General features: G+C 51.7%; 15 protein-coding genes. 7 read left to right on the top strand and 8 right to left on the bottom strand.

Translation table 11 applies throughout. From position 1 onward, the window contains the following. The coding region (locus GO984_RS18370; protein WP_483414169.1) for a COG3904 family protein at positions 1–677 on the bottom strand (677 nt) is incomplete at its 3' end. Positions 678–923: 246 nt separating this feature from the next. Then, positions 924–1586, bottom strand: coding sequence for a GntR family transcriptional regulator (locus GO984_RS18365; protein ID WP_157024046.1), 663 nt, complete (start codon positions 1584–1586; stop codon positions 924–926). Positions 1587–1787: 201 nt separating this feature from the next. On the opposite strand from GO984_RS18365, the gene GO984_RS18360 reads away from it, so the two are divergent. From GO984_RS18360 to GO984_RS18345, 4 genes are all read left to right on the top strand, one after another. Next, positions 1788–2591, top strand: a complete 804-nt coding sequence (locus tag GO984_RS18360; protein WP_138163762.1) for a substrate-binding periplasmic protein — start codon at positions 1788–1790, stop codon at positions 2589–2591. 326 nt (positions 2592–2917) lie between these two features. Further along, positions 2918–3592 carry an amino acid ABC transporter permease gene (locus GO984_RS18355; protein WP_157024045.1) on the top strand — a complete coding sequence of 225 codons (675 nt, stop codon included), beginning with the start codon at positions 2918–2920 and terminating at the stop codon, positions 3590–3592. Between the two features lie 108 nt (positions 3593–3700). Continuing rightward, the gene (locus tag GO984_RS18350) at positions 3701–4801 is read left to right on the top strand and encodes an aminotransferase class V-fold PLP-dependent enzyme (RefSeq protein ID WP_245231168.1); all 1101 of its coding nucleotides are present in this window, start codon (positions 3701–3703) and stop codon (positions 4799–4801) included. Positions 4802–5091: 290 nt separating this feature from the next. Then, entirely contained in the window at positions 5092–6699 is a 1608-nt protein-coding gene (locus tag GO984_RS18345; RefSeq protein ID WP_157024043.1) for a COG3904 family protein, read from the top strand. Positions 6700–6745: 46 nt separating this feature from the next. Here GO984_RS18345 and GO984_RS18340 read toward each other — a convergent pair whose 3' ends face one another. The 5 genes from GO984_RS18340 to GO984_RS18320 form a co-directional block, all read right to left on the bottom strand. After that, a complete protein-coding gene (locus GO984_RS18340) occupies positions 6746–7282 on the bottom strand; it encodes a hypothetical protein (protein ID WP_157024042.1) in 537 nt (178 codons plus the stop codon). Between the two features lie 362 nt (positions 7283–7644). Next, the gene (locus GO984_RS18335) at positions 7645–8259 is read right to left on the bottom strand and encodes a dimethylsulfonioproprionate lyase family protein (protein WP_157024041.1); all 615 of its coding nucleotides are present in this window, start codon (positions 8257–8259) and stop codon (positions 7645–7647) included. A 163-nt stretch (positions 8260–8422) separates the two neighbouring features. After that, the gene (locus GO984_RS18330; protein WP_157024040.1) at positions 8423–9373 is read right to left on the bottom strand and encodes an MYG1 family protein; all 951 of its coding nucleotides are present in this window, start codon (positions 9371–9373) and stop codon (positions 8423–8425) included. A gap of 200 nt (positions 9374–9573) precedes the next feature. Further along, on the bottom strand, positions 9574–10287 hold the full coding sequence (locus tag GO984_RS18325) for an alpha/beta fold hydrolase (protein ID WP_157024039.1): 714 nt from the start codon (positions 10285–10287) through the stop codon (positions 9574–9576). A gap of 70 nt (positions 10288–10357) precedes the next feature. After that, on the bottom strand, positions 10358–11098 hold the full coding sequence (locus tag GO984_RS18320) for a cupin domain-containing protein (protein ID WP_167740410.1): 741 nt from the start codon (positions 11096–11098) through the stop codon (positions 10358–10360). 225 nt (positions 11099–11323) lie between these two features. On the opposite strand from GO984_RS18320, the gene GO984_RS18315 reads away from it, so the two are divergent. The 3 genes from GO984_RS18315 to GO984_RS18305 all read left to right on the top strand — a co-directional run bounded on the left by GO984_RS18315 (position 11324) and on the right by GO984_RS18305 (position 14986). Then, positions 11324–11728 carry a winged helix-turn-helix transcriptional regulator gene (locus GO984_RS18315; RefSeq protein WP_157024037.1) on the top strand — a complete coding sequence of 135 codons (405 nt, stop codon included), beginning with the start codon at positions 11324–11326 and terminating at the stop codon, positions 11726–11728. A gap of 473 nt (positions 11729–12201) precedes the next feature. After that, positions 12202–14265, top strand: coding sequence for an EAL domain-containing protein (locus GO984_RS18310; RefSeq protein ID WP_157024036.1), 2064 nt, complete (start codon positions 12202–12204; stop codon positions 14263–14265). Positions 14266–14512: 247 nt separating this feature from the next. After that, positions 14513–14986 carry a tRNA (cytidine(34)-2'-O)-methyltransferase gene (locus GO984_RS18305; protein ID WP_157024035.1) on the top strand — a complete coding sequence of 158 codons (474 nt, stop codon included), beginning with the start codon at positions 14513–14515 and terminating at the stop codon, positions 14984–14986. An 82-nt stretch (positions 14987–15068) separates the two neighbouring features. On the opposite strand, the gene GO984_RS18300 is transcribed toward GO984_RS18305, so the two are convergent. After that, complete coding sequence (locus GO984_RS18300; RefSeq protein ID WP_157024034.1) at positions 15069–15971, bottom strand: LysR substrate-binding domain-containing protein; 903 nt, start codon at positions 15969–15971, stop codon at positions 15069–15071. Positions 15972–16118 lie beyond the last annotated feature (147 nt).

The raw sequence follows: 16118 nt of genomic DNA, 5'->3' as shown, positions 1-16118 counted from the left end.
GCTTCAGTCCCATAGTCAGTCTCCTTTGTTGCAGTAAATGCTATCAAAGGAGCGGCATCAAACTGCGACAGGTCCATCTCGTGTGGTTGACTTAGGCCGGCATGCACCAGAACGCGACCATCCACTCCCATCCTTAGTGTGTAATCGAGCAGCTGTGAGACCAGTTCCTGCTCTACTCCCTGTTGAACAAGAATGGGTTGGCTGTCCGATCCACCATCCGCTTGGGCGGCGCTGTAGAATTGGTGAACCCCGATCCGAGAGCCGTGATCGACCCGGCGTTCAACACCTCCCATGAAGGCGTAAGCACAGGCTGAAGCGCAGATGCCCGGAGTGCGCCGTGTGAAGTCCCAGGAAGACATGTTTGGCCAAGCAGGGTGGGGCTCATGGTTGCCGACTTCTGTTGCAAACCCAAGGCGCCGCAGCTCCGCGCCGAGCTGGATGCCCTGCGCCAAGCTGCCGCCGGGCGAATTGAAGCGTATCCGCTTGGGAAGCCAGTCAGGCCCCTCTGCAAGAAAGGTTTGGAAATCGGCTACGGTTTCCTCGTCAATTGGGCCTCTGGCCTGAATCCAGTTTGCGTCGTCTGTTTTGTGGTCGGTTCCGCCAAGAATGAAGTCCATCGCAACAACGGGCGCGGTTGCCAAAAATGAAATGAGTAGGGTGGCAAGCAAAAATCTCACGGTTTGAACTCCACTGCATAGAAGCCAATGGTCTCTGTTTCCTGTGAAACTACGTAGCTGAAAGTTCCAGAATGCAAAATCCGAAGCAGTTGGAGGCAATCCCAACAGTCGGGTGTTGGGTCGCGGTAACCGAGGCAGATGTGAGGTTTTAGAACATTTGCCCCTGCTTTCCAGATTGGCACTATAGGTCTGCGCGTGTACTCATCTATTGCGTTGATCTCGCCAGATGCCTCTGACTGGGCAATGTTACACTCTCTCCAGATATTTGGCTTCGCCATCGTAGACGTAGCGGGTCATGCAATCGAAGGCTTTGAGCGAATCTTTGGCGTGGAAAGCCGCCAGTAGCTGCCTTTGCCCGGCAACGATCAGCGCGTGTGATTCAGCGTCCCCCATGGTGACCATGCGGACCGCTTGAATTTGGCTCAGGTAGCGGTCAATCATTTGGCGAAGCTGGGTATTTGGCACCGCTGACAGCCATAGATTGCGAAAAACCTCGCAGGCGCGATAGAAATGTCGGATGTCGTCGCTTGCCATGGTGTTTTCGGCATTTGCAAAGGCATCTGTCAGCGCATCAAGAATTTCAGGCGTTGCATTCTGAACGGCGAGCCCGGCGGCGCGAGGTTCGAGAAGGCGGCGCAATTCAAACACTTCCAGAACACTCTTTTTGTCCCAGACGGGCAATTTGAATCCGCGTGAGGAGGTGGTCAGATACCCTTCGTGCACCAACCGCATCATCGCGTCACGAACGGGCATGCGCGACACGCCAAGACTGGCGGCAATCGTGGTGTCGACCAGGCGATCTTCAGGCGCAACTTCACCACGCTGAATGCGCGTCAGATAGTCCTGATAAATCCTGTCGCGATGGCTCAGTTTTCGGGCTGGGATCTTTTTGTTTACATCTGTTTGCATGGCTAAACTGTATACTAATTAAGCTCAAGACGAAAGGGTTGAGGGTAAATTTTCTTGAAATATCAACGCATAATTCGATAATTTAGAAAAGTTCTTGAAGAAAATACAAAATGGCGCGTACAAACAGTATACAGTTTGGCGCAAATTCCTTTTTGAAGCGCGTCATTGCTCGAGAGACTGTCAACACTGGGGAGACTTCCAATGAAGTTCACAAGACGCGCGACACTTGCTTTCACATCGATCTCTTTGATGCTGATCGGCACAACATTCGCCACCGCTCAAGAAACATTGAACATCGCGGCCTATCCCGCCAATCCGCCGTGGCAATTCAAAGATGAGGCTGGCGATTTCAAGGGGTTTGAAGTTGATGTCGTAACCGAAGTTGCATCGCGACTGGACCGCAATGTCGATATTAAGGGCTACGATTTCCAAGCCTTGTTTGTGGCTGCCGCCTCCGGCCGCGCCGATATGGTGATTTCATCACTGACGATCACCGATGCCCGTTTGGAAACGCAATCCTTTTTGCAGCCCTATGTAGAGGGTGCGATGGCCGTTGGTGTCCGTAGTGGCTCTGCCATTGGAAAACTTGACGATCTGGCAGGTAAAAATGTGGGGTCGATTGCGACCTCAGCGCCCGAGATCTGGCTAAAAGAACGCGAAGCTGAACTTGGTTATGCAAATTACAACAGCTATACCAGCGTTGCCAATATGCTGGCTGATCTGCGCAATGGCCGGGTTGACGCTGTAGTTAACGATGTCGTTGGGTTGCGCTATGCATTTGCTCAGACTGAAGGTCTTGAAGTTGCGCATGAAATCGTTACCGGTGAAAAATTCGCAATCATGATGCCAAAGGACTCGCCGCTGGTAGAGCCTGCAAACGCCATTCTCACAGAGATGAAAAACGACGGCACAATGTCGACGATCTATGAGAAATGGTTTGGGGCCAAACCCGCTGCAAACAGTCTCACGTTGCAGCCGCTTCCAGTACCCACATCGTCAGAATAAAGCAAGGTTCCAAGAATGCACTGCGGGGGCATCTGTTCTCCCGCAGTGTTGGAGCTGAGAATTTGTACTGCCGAACATGTTGCTCTTCACTTCACGACCTTCGAAGCCCGCTTCCCTCTCTATTGTGCCATTTTCTGCAGCTCGGCTCTTAGTCTGGGCTGCGCTGCGACGAAACCGGCCCTTTGCCACCAGACGGTTGGGCGTCGCTAAAAATAAGACGAATATGATGCAGAACGCGCCGATAGATCGCGTCGATGCGACAGGCAAGACCACACTGGCAGGATGCCACCGTCCTGACAGTTTTTTATCGAAAAGAGACGCCTAACATGGAAATTCTCGACATTTTCTTCAACGTCAGCGTGATGCAACGGGCGTTCCCGATTTTATTGCGTGGGTTGACCAACACAATCGTGCTGGGGCTCACGGCAATATTTTTCGGCGGAATTCTGGGTGTACTTGTCTGCCTCGTGCGTCTTTATGCACCTAAGCCGTTGCGGCTGTTGGCGGTGGCCTACATCGACCTTTTGCGCGCAATTCCAATTCTTGTTGTCCTGATCCTGGTCTATTACGCCCTGCCATTCGCTGGCATAACCCTATCCTCTTTTGTTGCGGCAGCTGTTGCTTTGTCGATGGTTCTGGCGGCTTATTCCGCCGAAGTCGTGCGCGCTGGAATTGAGGCCGTTCCCAAGGGGCAATTTGAAGCGGCAACCGCCCTTGGCCTTTCCTTTCCGCGCACGATGCAAAAGGTCATATTGCCCCAAGCCCTGCGCATCGTTATTCCCCCGCTGGCCTCCTATTCGGTGTCAATTTTTAAAGACACGTCACTGGCTTCGGTCGTTGCGATGAATGATCTGTTGAAGCAGGCCACCGACGCGCAGGCTTTGTTCGCAAACCCGACCCCGCTCATTCTAGCTGCCGTTTTTTACGTTGTTCTGCTTTGGCCCTTGGTACGCTTTACCAGCCGTCTTGAAGAGCGATTCAAACAAGCCTACGGCCGCTGATCTTCGTCGCATCCCATAGCCATAACTCAATAGAGTTGTCCGCTAAGTCTCATCAATACAGGAATTCCCATGACTAACGCCCCTAACGCTCCCGACGGATCCGGATATTTGCTGTATCATTCCATTGGCCAATACCAAGGCAAGACTAAAGACAGTGCGCTGGCGCTGGCCGAATTCGCTGAATTTTGGGGTGCCACCAACGACGAACATTGGGCGAACGTACTCCCGAAGCGTCAGGAGTTCATCGACGGCTGGCGGCATTTAATAAATGCACCGGAGGGCACTCTCACGACCTCAGAGAACGTCACCGCCTCGCTCTATTCATTGATCGGCGCCTTGCCTGAGAAGTACCTTAAAGGGAAGCGGGTATTGGTTGCTGCTGATTGCTTCCCCTCGCTCCACTTCATGTTGTCGGGTATTTCTGAACGCTTTGGCTTTAGCCTCGACACGGTACCGATGCGCCAGGGTGCGTCCTGGGTGGAAGACGAAGACATGCTCGCAAGCTGGGGCCCGGACGTGGGTCTGGCCTTACTCACTTGGGTCTCTTCGACCTCGTCTCACAAGATTGATTTGGAACCCCTCGTGGCGCATGGCCGCAAGATGGGAAGCCTGATTGGCGTCGATATAACTCAAGCTGCGGGATTGTTGCCTTTCGATGTGATGGCGCCCGAGATCGATTTTACTGTTTCGACAAGTTTGAAATGGCTTTGTGGCACGCCGGGTGCGGGAATCTTGCATGTCGCCAGCGATCTTACCCTAGAATGCGAGCCAGGACTGCGTGGCTGGTTCTCTCAGCCAGATCCGTTTTCGTGGGAATTGGATAAGTTTGAATACGCACCTGATAGTCGCCGGTTTGATCACGGCACACCGGGAATAGTTGCGAATATCGCCTCTCTGCCTGCATTAAAGTGGCATGCAGAGCAAAATCGCGAGGAGTTAGTGGCGCATAACCGCAACCTGACCAGTCAAATTATCGACGTGATCGACGATCTGAAATTGAACCTTTGCACTCCACGTTCGGCCAGCAATCGGGGTGGAAGCATCATGGTAAAACTGCCGCCGGAAATGCCCGCAGCACATGTGTTAAATACTCTGAAGACCAACCATATTTATGCAGATGCGCGCGGCCAAACCCTGCGCCTTTCCCCGGGCTTTGTCACAACGTCTGATGGCATCAAGGCGTTGCACCAAAGTTTAGAAGCTGTGTGAATACAGCAGCGTCCGATTAAGTCGGGTGTGCATCGGACGTTTTGTGGTTTGATTAGCAGCATGTACTGCTTCTCTACCTAAGCGGAGATACTGTTTTGCTTGCTGGTCCAGTACTGTGAACTGGCAAGCAAAATCAGGCCTGCCTCGTCCTCTGCAAATGCGAGCCTTGGCCATATGTTTCCGGATCAAACGCGGAGCAGTAAATGACTTGATCAAACTGCGTCTCAGCCTCATCTTGGGTCGCAAGGCGTGCCACTTGCGGAATGTCGGTATTGAGAATTGAAAATCGAATGAATAAAATCTCCCCGCAGGCCTTTTATGACAAGGTTCTACGCTTGTGTGCCGCGTGCCGACAGGCGGCTCTTACCCGGACCATTCTAACTACTACATTGCTGTGGTGTGTCGCTGCCAACGTGGCGACAGCAGCCGACGTCCATATTGTAAATTACCGGTTTTCGCAGTCTAAAACAGTGCCGCTGCTGCGTCTGGAAGGGATCATCCTCAGGGGCGATGTGGAAAAATACAAAACTGCACTGGAGCGCGTGCTTGGATGCTCAGCTGCGGAATGTGGTCCAGATGGTACTGGCGTGCGGGCCGTTGTCTCGCTTGATAGTCCCGGCGGCAGTTTGCTTGAAGGGATCGCGCTAGCAGAGGCGTTTCGCGAAGATGCAGTAGCGACCGTAATTGAAGCAGACCAATCCTGCCTGTCGGCATGCGCGCTTGCCTTTTTAGGAGGAACCGGAGTTTGGTCGACGGGGGGAATTGGCTACTTTAGAGACCGCACAATTGAACCTGGCGCCAAACTGGGATTTCACTCCCCATTTTTCCCGAGTTCAAAAGTCAGCCAAATCCTGGAAGAAAAACAGGTGACTAACCTGTTGGACCTGACCCGCATGAGTATATCAAAATTCGCGGGCCATCTAAACCGGTTTGGTATCAACCCGCTCGTTTTTGATGCGATTATTGAAATGGGGCAAGACGAGTATTTCATGATCGATAGAGCAGAGCGGCTTTATTACACAAACACAACCTTGCCCCAGTTTCCGCCCCATCTACTTGGCGTTTCCAGCAATGATGCAATTCGCAACGTCTGCGCCAGACTTATTGCTGAGTTTTACAAAATACCGTTGGGACAGGGACAAAACTATCTTGCTGATGCCTGCATGGAAGACGTGTCGCGGGATCAAGCAGATCGTGTAATAAGCGGGTTTCCAGTTGATGAGTCACCCTACGTCCTGAGTGCATGTGGCGTGCCAAAAGACCATCGTTCTGAAATTGCGTCGACCGTTTTTCTTTATCGATCTGGTTCTGACGCCGCGTATCTTGAAAGTTTTCTGAAATACCAAAATGCGACAGAGCAAGGTTGGTCTTCTGTTTCTCCCGGGAAAAACATTGGGCCGGTTATGAACACGCTCAATCATTTCATGATACCGGCAAACGCAGGTTTGATGGACCTGCCTGCCAGCATTTCTGACCATTTAGCATCTCAGCGCTATGCCTCTGGATCTGGTTCTATGCCTCAGCGGTCCAGCGGTAATGGCGCAAATCTGTTATTCGACGCAACCGATGCCCGAAGTTGGGTCTATGGTGACGTCATAATCACAGAACGCGTTGGCACAGCGCAGCTCTATAGCGATCTGAAAGAAGAGGCAGATGGTTCGTTTATCGATCTCGCTCTTAGCCGCGATTTTGACAATTCCTTTGTGCGCAGCGGTCACTACGGCATGAATGGGAACGCCTTTTACTGGGCAGCTTTTGTGCAAGGCAATCAAAGCTATGTGCTGAGAGTTGAATACAACCAACCCGGAAAAGACATTCGCCCCGACGAAAACAAAATCACCAAAGCATTCGCCTGTTCTACAGATTTCAGCGGTGTACGTTTGCCTTGTTTCCATTAGGTGCATGGATGCCAGAGCAGGTTCAGCCAGCCGCTACAGTGATGGGTTATCTCTCTGCAGTTGGCGGATCCGTCTCGTCAGAAGTATCCGCGGGCAATGTACCTTTAATGTTGGAAAGCTGATCATACAGAGCCTCACGGAACGATACCTCATTCACTTCAGCCCCTAATAAGTCCTGAGCTAAGCGCGAAATCCCATTGCTTTCTGCAAGATTAAAGGATGAATTTTCGCAGGCCTGTGCGGTTACCTCAGACAAATAAGCAAGCTCTTGCCCGGCGTTGTCATACTGCCGAAGCAAGTCGTAGCGTTGCAAGTCTTCGGCCGCCATTGCGAAGATATATGCGATGGTCGCACATTCGCCTTCGCGCGTGGATACGGCTTGGCTCACCCGGGAAATCAGGCTCAGCTTATCCAAATAATATGCGGCCATTCCCAATACACCGTATTGCCGAGATTCACTGATGCTGCTGTTAATATGGGAGTTATCGATGGTGGATTCTTTGTACAGCCCAGCAAATGCAGGCATTCCGCAACTGATGCTGAGCGCAAGTGCGGCAAGCTTGGTATAGTGAATAGCTTTCATGTCTCTGCCTTCATCCTGAAATCTTAGCCCCGACATCCTGCCACAGCAGGTTTATTATCCAGACTACCAACCTTTGACCAAAGCTATACGCAATACCGCGTTTTTTCAAATACCTACCCGGATCGCTGTTGCAGGGGCTTCTGCCCGAGATCCCAACTGTGACGATCCAATGGTGGGGGCGATCAGTGCTATACTCCGGAAAATTCTGTTAGTCGACATACCGGTTTGGGAGCCTGTCTCCCCGCATCAACGACAGCTATGAACCGGTTCGCGGTCACTACAGTTGTAAACCAAACTGACATTTTCGGCCCAGACTTGATAAGTCCAAAATCTAGATGAAGTGAGGGCCGAGCGACGGTCTTTCAGGCCTGCAATTCGGTCGCCGGATCTTCGGTGAACGCATAGGAATGCGTGTTGATATCTCCACTCCAGCGCCAGATTGCGAGAAATCCTTCTGACCCGGTTTGAAAGGCATGCGGCATCAGGCTGGGGTGGTGGATCATATCACCCGCCCCCCGCATCCGGATATCATCGCCGGCTGTCCACAGCGCTTGTCCCGCAATAATGGAATAGGTCTCGTCAGCATCATGAAGATGCAGTGGGTAATAGCTTTCAGGCCTCATATAAACCAACCCCAGCCTTACATCCGGTGCTGGAATCGGTCCCTCTGGCCCTAATAAGCTGGCCACGCAAATCATCGCCGCAATACTGCTCTCTGTATTATCTTCAACGGGGTTTGATCCCCAGGGTAGCAGGTTCTGTGCCTTCAGAACTGCGCCTGCCGCCGGGTGGTTACTGCCAGCCAGAACGGTGCGAATGCCCTGATCCAGAAAACATGGAGGCACCGGATCGAAGGTCACAGGTGACGGCGTAACTATAAGTGTCTTTGCCGTATGAGGTCCAAGTGGATCTGCCTCGGCTTCATAGCACCTCGAGATTTCATCAAGCATATCTTGAAAGTGATTGTTCAGAACCATCGCCCATACCCTTTGAAAGATATGTCCATCTCGATCGATTCTTGTTTTTCAATCTGCGCGGAATACGACCGGCTCAAGTCGCAATTATGCTGTCGGGTCGTATACTTTTATCGCACCGAAAGCCCGCGAGTGTATTGAAGGGTGCAGCAAGGCGACTGCCTCGTCACTCAGCTAGGGCCTTAATCAATGGCTGTGTATCCTGAGACACTTGTACAGCAATTTCAGCCATTTTCAGGATCGCCTCTCGAGTGCTGGCAACGGCAATAAAGCGGGCGTTGTGGCAAAATTTTGCGCCTTTTACACCGCTTACCTCTTCCAGAGCGTCATCTGTTAGTCCAGCCCAGGAGGCAGGCAGATCGGCGCGTTGATCGAAGGTATCATTTGATAGTTTGATTCCGCCAATCGTCCAGTCATCTCCGCGCGGGTGAATCACGAACAGGATGTGATCGGCCTCTGCCTGATCAAGCGCAGAACGGTAAGGCATTCCCATGGGAAGTTCGAGAATAGGGGATGTACCGGCCTTGGCGATTGCCTCGGCCACGATGCTCTGCGCCCGGAATTTTGCTGCGAAATTACGGATCTGAGCTTCGACAAAACTCCGTGCAATTGGCAAGGCCGCCCGGAATGCATCGTCGTCAGCCGTTGGCGAGGTGTCGTCAAAGACCGGCTTCAAACTGCCCAAAAGCGCGGGCAAGGTCAGGATTGACAGCGGTCCGGCAACTGAGGGTTCCATCGCGCCATTGTCCAGCAGGTCAATGGGGAGCACAAATTTGGTATCAAACTTGGCATGGATAGCCTCAACGTCTTCTACTGGCACGTCCATTTCTGCCAGATATGCACGCCCGTAATGTGCCCAAATCAGACCAAAAGAGCTGAACGGCTGGCCATCTTCCCGCAGCGGGCCGGGACGTTGGTGGTGGTCGAAGATCTGCATCTCGCAGTCATAAGCCCCCCCAACATCAAAAATGATTTTATGGGTTGCCGGTGTCACGGCTTGTCGATCCCGAGTGCGAAGAAGCTCCGCCTGTGGGAACAGGCGGGTGAGCACGACAGAAGATAACAGCTCATCCGCATGGAAGCCGCCGGAATGAGTGACAAGGAGGGTGATGGTCATGGGGGCGTTCCAAACGGTTGGTCAATTGGTGAAGGCCACCAATTCAGTCGCCCTTAGAGGATTTCAAGGGTCCTTTGTCAAAGCTATGCTGCCGGATCAAGCTCTAATTGGCAGAAAGGATAAGGCTACGCGCCGCGTAGATGCGCTGTTGTTCGATGTGCCCCTTGCCAAAGAATAGTAACAAGGGGCGGATTAGCAGGTCAGAGCAAATGTTCAACAAGCTGCGCTGGAAGTGACAGGGTGGGAAAGTGCCCGGCCGACAACGTGTGGGCCTGCTCTACCGTCCAATTTTCCAGCATTTCCTGTTGCAGTTTCGGGGACACCATTCTGTCCAAGGATGTACGAATATACACTTTTGGAACGCGGCCAAATTTCTCGTCGCTGACTGCGATTTTGGCCATGAAGGGTTCGGTCGCCTGGGGTAAATCCTGAACCATGTTAAGGGCGATTTGGATGTCCTGATCCGACACATCATGAAACGCTTTGTCCCGCCAGGTGGCTGCTGACGCGGTGGCGTAGCTTTGGTCTTCGGAGAAGGAGAGTTCAGGTAGAAATTCTCCATCCGGATCGCGCTGCATGGCCTCGATAATACTGTCGCCATTCTTCAACAAGAACGCAGCTACGTAATACAGCTTTTCGATTTTCTCGGGTACTTGTTCAGCCGCCTGCGAGATGATTGCTCCGGCCAAACTGTGGCCGACCAATTTGACCTTTCCTTCCACTTGGTTGATGGCATCAACCACGGTCCGCACATAGTTCTGCATCGTGACTTGTGACAGATCCTGCTCATTTTCTGGGCTGCCGGGCAGAGCAACGGCGGTTACTTTGTGGCCAGCGTTTTCCAGCAATGGCCGTGTTTCGTTCCAGCTCCATGCGCCTTCCCAAGCGCCGTGTACCAAGATGTAATGTGTCATGTTCAATTCTCCAAAAAGGGGAAGGGGTCCAGCCTCTTTGGTCAGAGGCTGGGGGGACAGGGGCAGACGCTTAGTTGATAGCGTTTTTGGATGGGATGAGGCGGAACGAGATCACCTTGGCAGAAACCTCGCCTGATGCGTTTCGGATCTTGGTCCCAGAGACGCTCTCCGGCAGCGCGAAACTCTGCCCGGCCACAATGCGCCGTGTCTCTACACCTGGGGTTTCGATGACAACAACACCTTCAGCGACAATGCCCACTGTTGCGACATCAGTCTCAACAACAATGGCATCCGCTGCCGGAATGTTGTCTTCGTGGATGTCGACCTGATTGATGTCGGTATCGCTCAGATCAAAGGTTGGCAGGGTGCGGCGGTCGATGGCTTCTGTTGGTGTCTGTTCAAAGACGATGAACGGCTCACCTTCTTGTTCCAGATTGAAGTCAATAAAGATGGCTTCTTCGGTTGCTGAAGCATTGTCAAAGCGCAGGATGCGCGGGCCGACTGGTTCAAAGAAGGCATCGCCTTCGTTCAAAACCCGCGGCTTTTCACCTTCTACCTGATAGATAATCGACCCCTTAGCGACATAGCCAACCGCAGGTGCGCTGTGTGTATGGACTGGGGCCACCTGACCGGGAGCGAAGTGAAAATCACCCGCTTCAACCTGAACAACGTGACGTGTTTCAAAGTTGGCAGTCAGTAGCTTGACCGAGCTGCGCTGTGTTTCGGCTGACGGTGCCGTGGCAAGACCCCCTGCGGTGATCAGAGCAGCAATGGCAGTGAAGGTGCGTGTTTTGGAGAAAAAGGTGTTCATTTGGATAGTCCTTTTAGATCGATTGGGAGAACTCCCAATGCACATGTTTCTTGGATCAGAGAGATTATCTCTCTGGGTGGGGTCGTCTGGCGGTGTTGGTTTTCCTGAGAACGCCCGGCTTGGGGCCTCTCTGGTCCTGCGTGTAAATTAGCTTGCATTTTGCAAGATGTAATCCTTTTAGCTTTACGTATTGCTTTTTGCAAGGTATTTTTTTAGAAAGCTCATATGACAAAAAAAACAAAAATCAGACAGACAGGCTGCCCGGTTGCTTTTGGTTTGGATATCTTTGGTGATCGGTGGACGCTGTTGGTCATTCGCGAAATCATGTTGCGCGGTAAGCGGACCTACAGCGAGTTCATGGAGATGGAAGAAGAGATCGCCACCAATATCCTTATCGACCGGCTAAAAGCTCTGGAAGCAGAAGGTCTGGTGAATAAGACACGCGATCCTGAAAACCGTCGGAGCTTTCTTTATGCGCTGACCAAGAAGGGCAGGGATCTTGCCCCAATACTGTTAGAGATCATTATCTGGAGCGGCGCACACGACGCGCGTTCCTTTGCTTTGACAGACGTTCTTGAAAAAATCGAAGCGGACCGCGACGGGTTTGAACATGAACTGAGATCGGAGTGAGAAAACCTACGTGACCGGTGTGAATAACCGGATTGTCGGCAACTGGAATGCGGGCGTTCAGACTGCTGCGCGCTGGGCGTAGATATTGGAATGCATCCTGCTAATGGTAGCGGTTTCAACTGTTTCTTCTCGGCTTAGTCGTGAATACCCCTTTTCTCTCACGCGTTATGCGGGCGATCCGGGGGCATAGTAGGGCCAGTCATTCTCAATGGCACCCGTCACCAAAGTTTCTGCCAGCCGATTTTTCTTCAAAACGTTGAGTAACGGCAAATGGCCTATGCACTAGGGTCTATAGCGTTGGAATTATTGTGCTATTTTGTTCTATTTCGAAACGATGACGGTGTGTGAAAATGTGCTTTGTGGTGATTTAATGAAAATGCAGCGCATGTAGACCGGGTTTCACGTACTGCGTAATTAAAAATTTCACCTCGGGTTAATCTGCATATACTTTGCTCTGCCCCTTCAAGCAGCGAATGAAGGGTGGAACAGTGCAGGACTATTTGGCAGAGCCCAAAACAAGCGATGTTCGTACAACCTTTATGTGTGCTGTCTTCGCGGCGTTGTTAACAGCCGTTGGATATTTCACCATTGCCTGGGCAGACGACAAAGCGATCAATGAACGCGAACGCCTTCAGCTCATCAAAATGACAAACAGTTTTGTCACGATCTACTCCCAAAACAGGAAGACAGGATCCACAGTTCCGGCCACTTTTCGGCGGCTGGGAATAGAGCATTTTAGCAACTCGGGCCTAAGTGGAGATGATCAGGAAAATACGTCCGTGACGGTGCCTGGCCGCCCAGGGTTAGAGTTGGGGCTTACCGCACAAACTCTTCACCAAGAAGACATGATCGAACACTTTGTGAATAACCCATCAGCCCCGCCGATTCATGAACACAAATTTGAAGGAGGCCGTCTCATTGGACGTACGGTTGTTCCTTCGGTTGCCAACACCGCTAGCTGCGTCAGTTGTCACAACAACTTGTTAGAGGAAGAGGTTTACCAACTTGGCGATGTCATGGGCGCCTATATCGTTGAACGAGACCTAACTTCGAACCTGATCGCCGATATCAAATATTCCGGAATGTGGTTTGTGTCCTCCCTACTGATCTTCTGGCTTCTCGGATCGCGAGAGCGGAACCACAACATCAACGCCTTGCGGCTGGAATCTCGGGTGCATATCGAGAAAATGAAGAACGAAGCTGAAGCAAAGGAAAAGTTTCTTTTGTCTCACGACTCCCTTACAGGGCTGCCCAACCGTAAACTTTTCAACGATTATCTGAGCGACGCATTGGAGCGCGATCAGAATGATAATCTGAATGCAGCTTTGATCGATCTGGATGAGTTTAAAAGCGTCAATGACACGATGGGTCACGCCGCTGGTGATGCTCTCTTGGTTGAGGTCGCAGCTCGTTTGAATGAGTGCCTTCAGGATGTGAACGGTATCGTGGCGCGGCTGGGCGGGGATGAGTTTGCGGTAGTCTGGGACGCCGAGTGCCGGTTAGGTGAACCGGACGCCTTGGCACAAAGAATTTTGAACGCGATGGCCAAGCCCATGGAGTTCGAAAAATGGCAAGTAGCACCAAAGTGTTCTATTGGAATTGCGACTTGGGCGAACATACATTCAAATACACAGGCAGATTTTTTGAAATCTGCGGATGCCGCACTTTATGTTGCAAAAGGCCGTGGAAAGAACACCTACCAACTGTTTGACCGAGCCATAGATGCTTCAATCATTCGTCAAAATAAGATCGCAGCGCGTTTACCTCTTTCAATTCACGAAGGTGAACTTCGCATCGTGATGCAGCCAAAGGTGCTGCTGCACGACGGGAGCTTCAAGGGGTTTGAGACCCTGTCACGATGGCGCCTGAACGGCGAAGATATCTCGCCTGAAGAATTTGTTGCCGTTGCTGAAAACACTGGCTCTATCCGCGAACTCGACCTGCGAGTTATGCATGAGGCGGCTTCGTTCTCGACCCAGCTGGAGCAGGAGACAGGTGTCGCTGTTCCAGTCGCTGTAAACCTCTCTGCCAATACCTTTCGGAGTGGCTCCCTGCTTGAGGATATCCAGGATGTGTTGTGGGAAACAGGCTTACGGCCGGACCGCTTGACTATTGAAGTGACCGAAACGGCAGCAATTGAAAATTGGAAGCTGGTGCAAGACGTTCTGAATAGATTGCGTGAAATTGGTGTCCGGGCGGCATTGGATGACTTTGGCACGGGCTATTCATCGTTAGCCTATTTGCTGCGAATGAAATTTGATGAGATCAAAATTGACCGGGAGTTCGTCCGCGATATCAAACCAGATAATGACAATCACAAGCTTCTACAGCACATCGCAGAAATGGCTGAGAGCCTGGGCGTGGAACTGGTAATTGAAGGGATAGAAACCGAACAGCAGGTCGAGCTGATCCGGGGGAGCGCGCACCGTATTGGGCAAGGGTACTATTTCTCCAGACCATTGGAGCTTGATGACGCAAGGGACTATCTGTCCAGCACAATTTTAGACCAGTCTGGTGACATCAGCTCATCTGCATAGGGCATTCCGTTGGGTGCGATCACGCTGAAAGGGCGGCTAGGTCGGTTACTGTAACGTGGGTGCTAATGGCTGCGAACACCCACTCTACCGCTTTCACCAGCTAGCGGGGCGTTTAGCTAACGCGACAGATGGTTGTTTGGGGTCGTGGACCAGATAAGTTGTCGTTGTTAAGGCCAGTCTCGTTAGGTTAACAGGGGCTAGCAACGGGCCAATCCTGCGCCCGTGACTTAGAAAGCCTACACATCTCATGTCTGATCCGTGCCTGAAGCTGGTATTAGTGACACCTGAAATTCCGTATAATACCGGCGCTATAGGGCGGACCTGTGTGGCGCTAAATCTGGAGCTGATCCTGATCAAACCCTATGGGTTTTCGCTTGATGAAAAAGCCGTCCGGCGCGCCGGAACTGACTACTGGAAACACGTTAATCTCTGCGAATTTGACAGCTGGGAAGCCTTTCTGGCTGATCGAAACCCGCCTCGTGAAAGCCTCTATTTCTTCGAAGAACATGGTGCTCAGACCGTTTATGACCCGGACTATCAAGAGGATGCCTATTTGGTGTTCGGGTGTGAATCCAAAGGTTTGCCAAAAGAGATCCTGGATGGCATGGAAGATCGCGTCATTAATTTGCCGATGCTAAGCCCGCTTGTCCGGTCACTGAACTTGGCAAATGTAGCCACGGCGGTTGTGTATCAAGCGATGCGGACAAAACTGGGCGGTTGAATACATCCAATGCTGCGACTGTCTGAAAACCAGTATTGCCCGCATTGCACTGAGCAAACAAAACTGCCCAACTGACTCCCTGCTAAGTTGGGCGTTCACTCAAGCTATTCCAAATCCTATCAAGCGCGGGAAAGGAAACATTCTTTCGGCGGGCCGCACAGATGTTCCAGTTAAGCTCTTGTTTGGTTGGGATTTCCTTCAACAGGCCAAGCGTGGCATGTTGTGCAACAGCATCGCGCATCCCGCCAAAGATCAGATCTCTCCTACAGGCCAGATCTGCCAGAAGCCCGTAGTCATCGCATTCGACCTTCGGTATTTTCTCTACTGCGCCCCAAGCTTTTTGATCGCCACCAAGGACAGCAGCGATGGCTGCTTGCCAGTGTTTATGAAATTTGGGGGCAATCAGGTCTGCGCGGAAAATATCTGCCAGGAGAACGGGGGCATCCTTATGGATGGGATGCTGGGGGCGTGCCCAAAACGACACCGGCTTTTTCTCAATGACCTGAATATCCAAATCACTGAGGTCAGGCGTATGGGTCAGATCGCAAATTGCCACATCAAGTATTCCGCGCCGCAAACTCTCTAGTGGTTCCTTGGTGGCACTAACCGTGATCCGAATGCGCAGCTCCGGCATCTCCTGTAAAAGCTGTTCTATCAGAGGGTTAACTAGAGTGCGCGTCGTCAATGGACCGCAGCCAATGTTCAGTGTCGGAGTGCCTGTTGCCCTTAGCTGCTCCACGCCCTGTTCAAAAATGCTACTGGCATCGTCCAAATCATCAAGCAGACTTAAAAACCGCTGTCCCGCCGCCGTTAATTGCGCACCATTCCGGCGGCGTTCGAACAAGATATTCCCTGCATATTCTTCAGCCTGAGTAATGTGACGCGAAAAACTGGCTGGCGAAGTCCCAACGGCCTGCGCCGCCTCACGGAAACTTTCGTAACGCGCGAGTGCCTTCACAGCGGTAATGATTTTCCCGTCAATCACAAAGGGTCTCCATTCGTTCCATTTTTTGAAACGTAGCTACCAAGTCGTGAGTTCTGTGTCATTCTTTATCGTATGGGTTGAGCATGCATGCATAATTGTTGGTGAAGCAAACACTGCGTAATCCGCAGAAACTTTTCCAATCAAATA

Origin of the sequence: Parasedimentitalea huanghaiensis (assembly GCF_009753675.1) — a bacterium.
Taxonomy (GTDB): domain Bacteria; phylum Pseudomonadota; class Alphaproteobacteria; order Rhodobacterales; family Rhodobacteraceae; genus Parasedimentitalea; species Parasedimentitalea huanghaiensis.
This window is presented reverse-complemented; position numbering and strand designations above follow the sequence as displayed.

Bases quoted from the DNA above. Each gene is read 5' to 3' on its own strand.
- GO984_RS18365 (WP_157024046.1), bottom strand. From the start codon at position 1,586: ATGCAAACAGATGTAAACAAAAAGATCCCAGCCCGAAAACTGAGCCAT.
- GO984_RS18360 (WP_138163762.1), top strand. From the start codon at position 1,788: ATGAAGTTCACAAGACGCGCGACACTTGCTTTCACATCGATCTCTTTG.
- GO984_RS18355 (WP_157024045.1), top strand. From the start codon at position 2,918: ATGGAAATTCTCGACATTTTCTTCAACGTCAGCGTGATGCAACGGGCG.
- GO984_RS18345 (WP_157024043.1), top strand. From the start codon at position 5,092: ATGAATAAAATCTCCCCGCAGGCCTTTTATGACAAGGTTCTACGCTTG.
- GO984_RS18340 (WP_157024042.1), bottom strand. From the start codon at position 7,282: ATGAAAGCTATTCACTATACCAAGCTTGCCGCACTTGCGCTCAGCATC.
- GO984_RS18335 (WP_157024041.1), bottom strand. From the start codon at position 8,259: ATGGTTCTGAACAATCACTTTCAAGATATGCTTGATGAAATCTCGAGG.
- GO984_RS18330 (WP_157024040.1), bottom strand. From the start codon at position 9,373: ATGACCATCACCCTCCTTGTCACTCATTCCGGCGGCTTCCATGCGGAT.
- GO984_RS18325 (WP_157024039.1), bottom strand. From the start codon at position 10,287: ATGACACATTACATCTTGGTACACGGCGCTTGGGAAGGCGCATGGAGC.
- GO984_RS18320 (WP_167740410.1), bottom strand. From the start codon at position 11,098: ATGAACACCTTTTTCTCCAAAACACGCACCTTCACTGCCATTGCTGCT.
- GO984_RS18315 (WP_157024037.1), top strand. From the start codon at position 11,324: ATGACAAAAAAAACAAAAATCAGACAGACAGGCTGCCCGGTTGCTTTT.
- GO984_RS18310 (WP_157024036.1), top strand. From the start codon at position 12,202: ATGAAGGGTGGAACAGTGCAGGACTATTTGGCAGAGCCCAAAACAAGC.
- GO984_RS18305 (WP_157024035.1), top strand. From the start codon at position 14,513: ATGTCTGATCCGTGCCTGAAGCTGGTATTAGTGACACCTGAAATTCCG.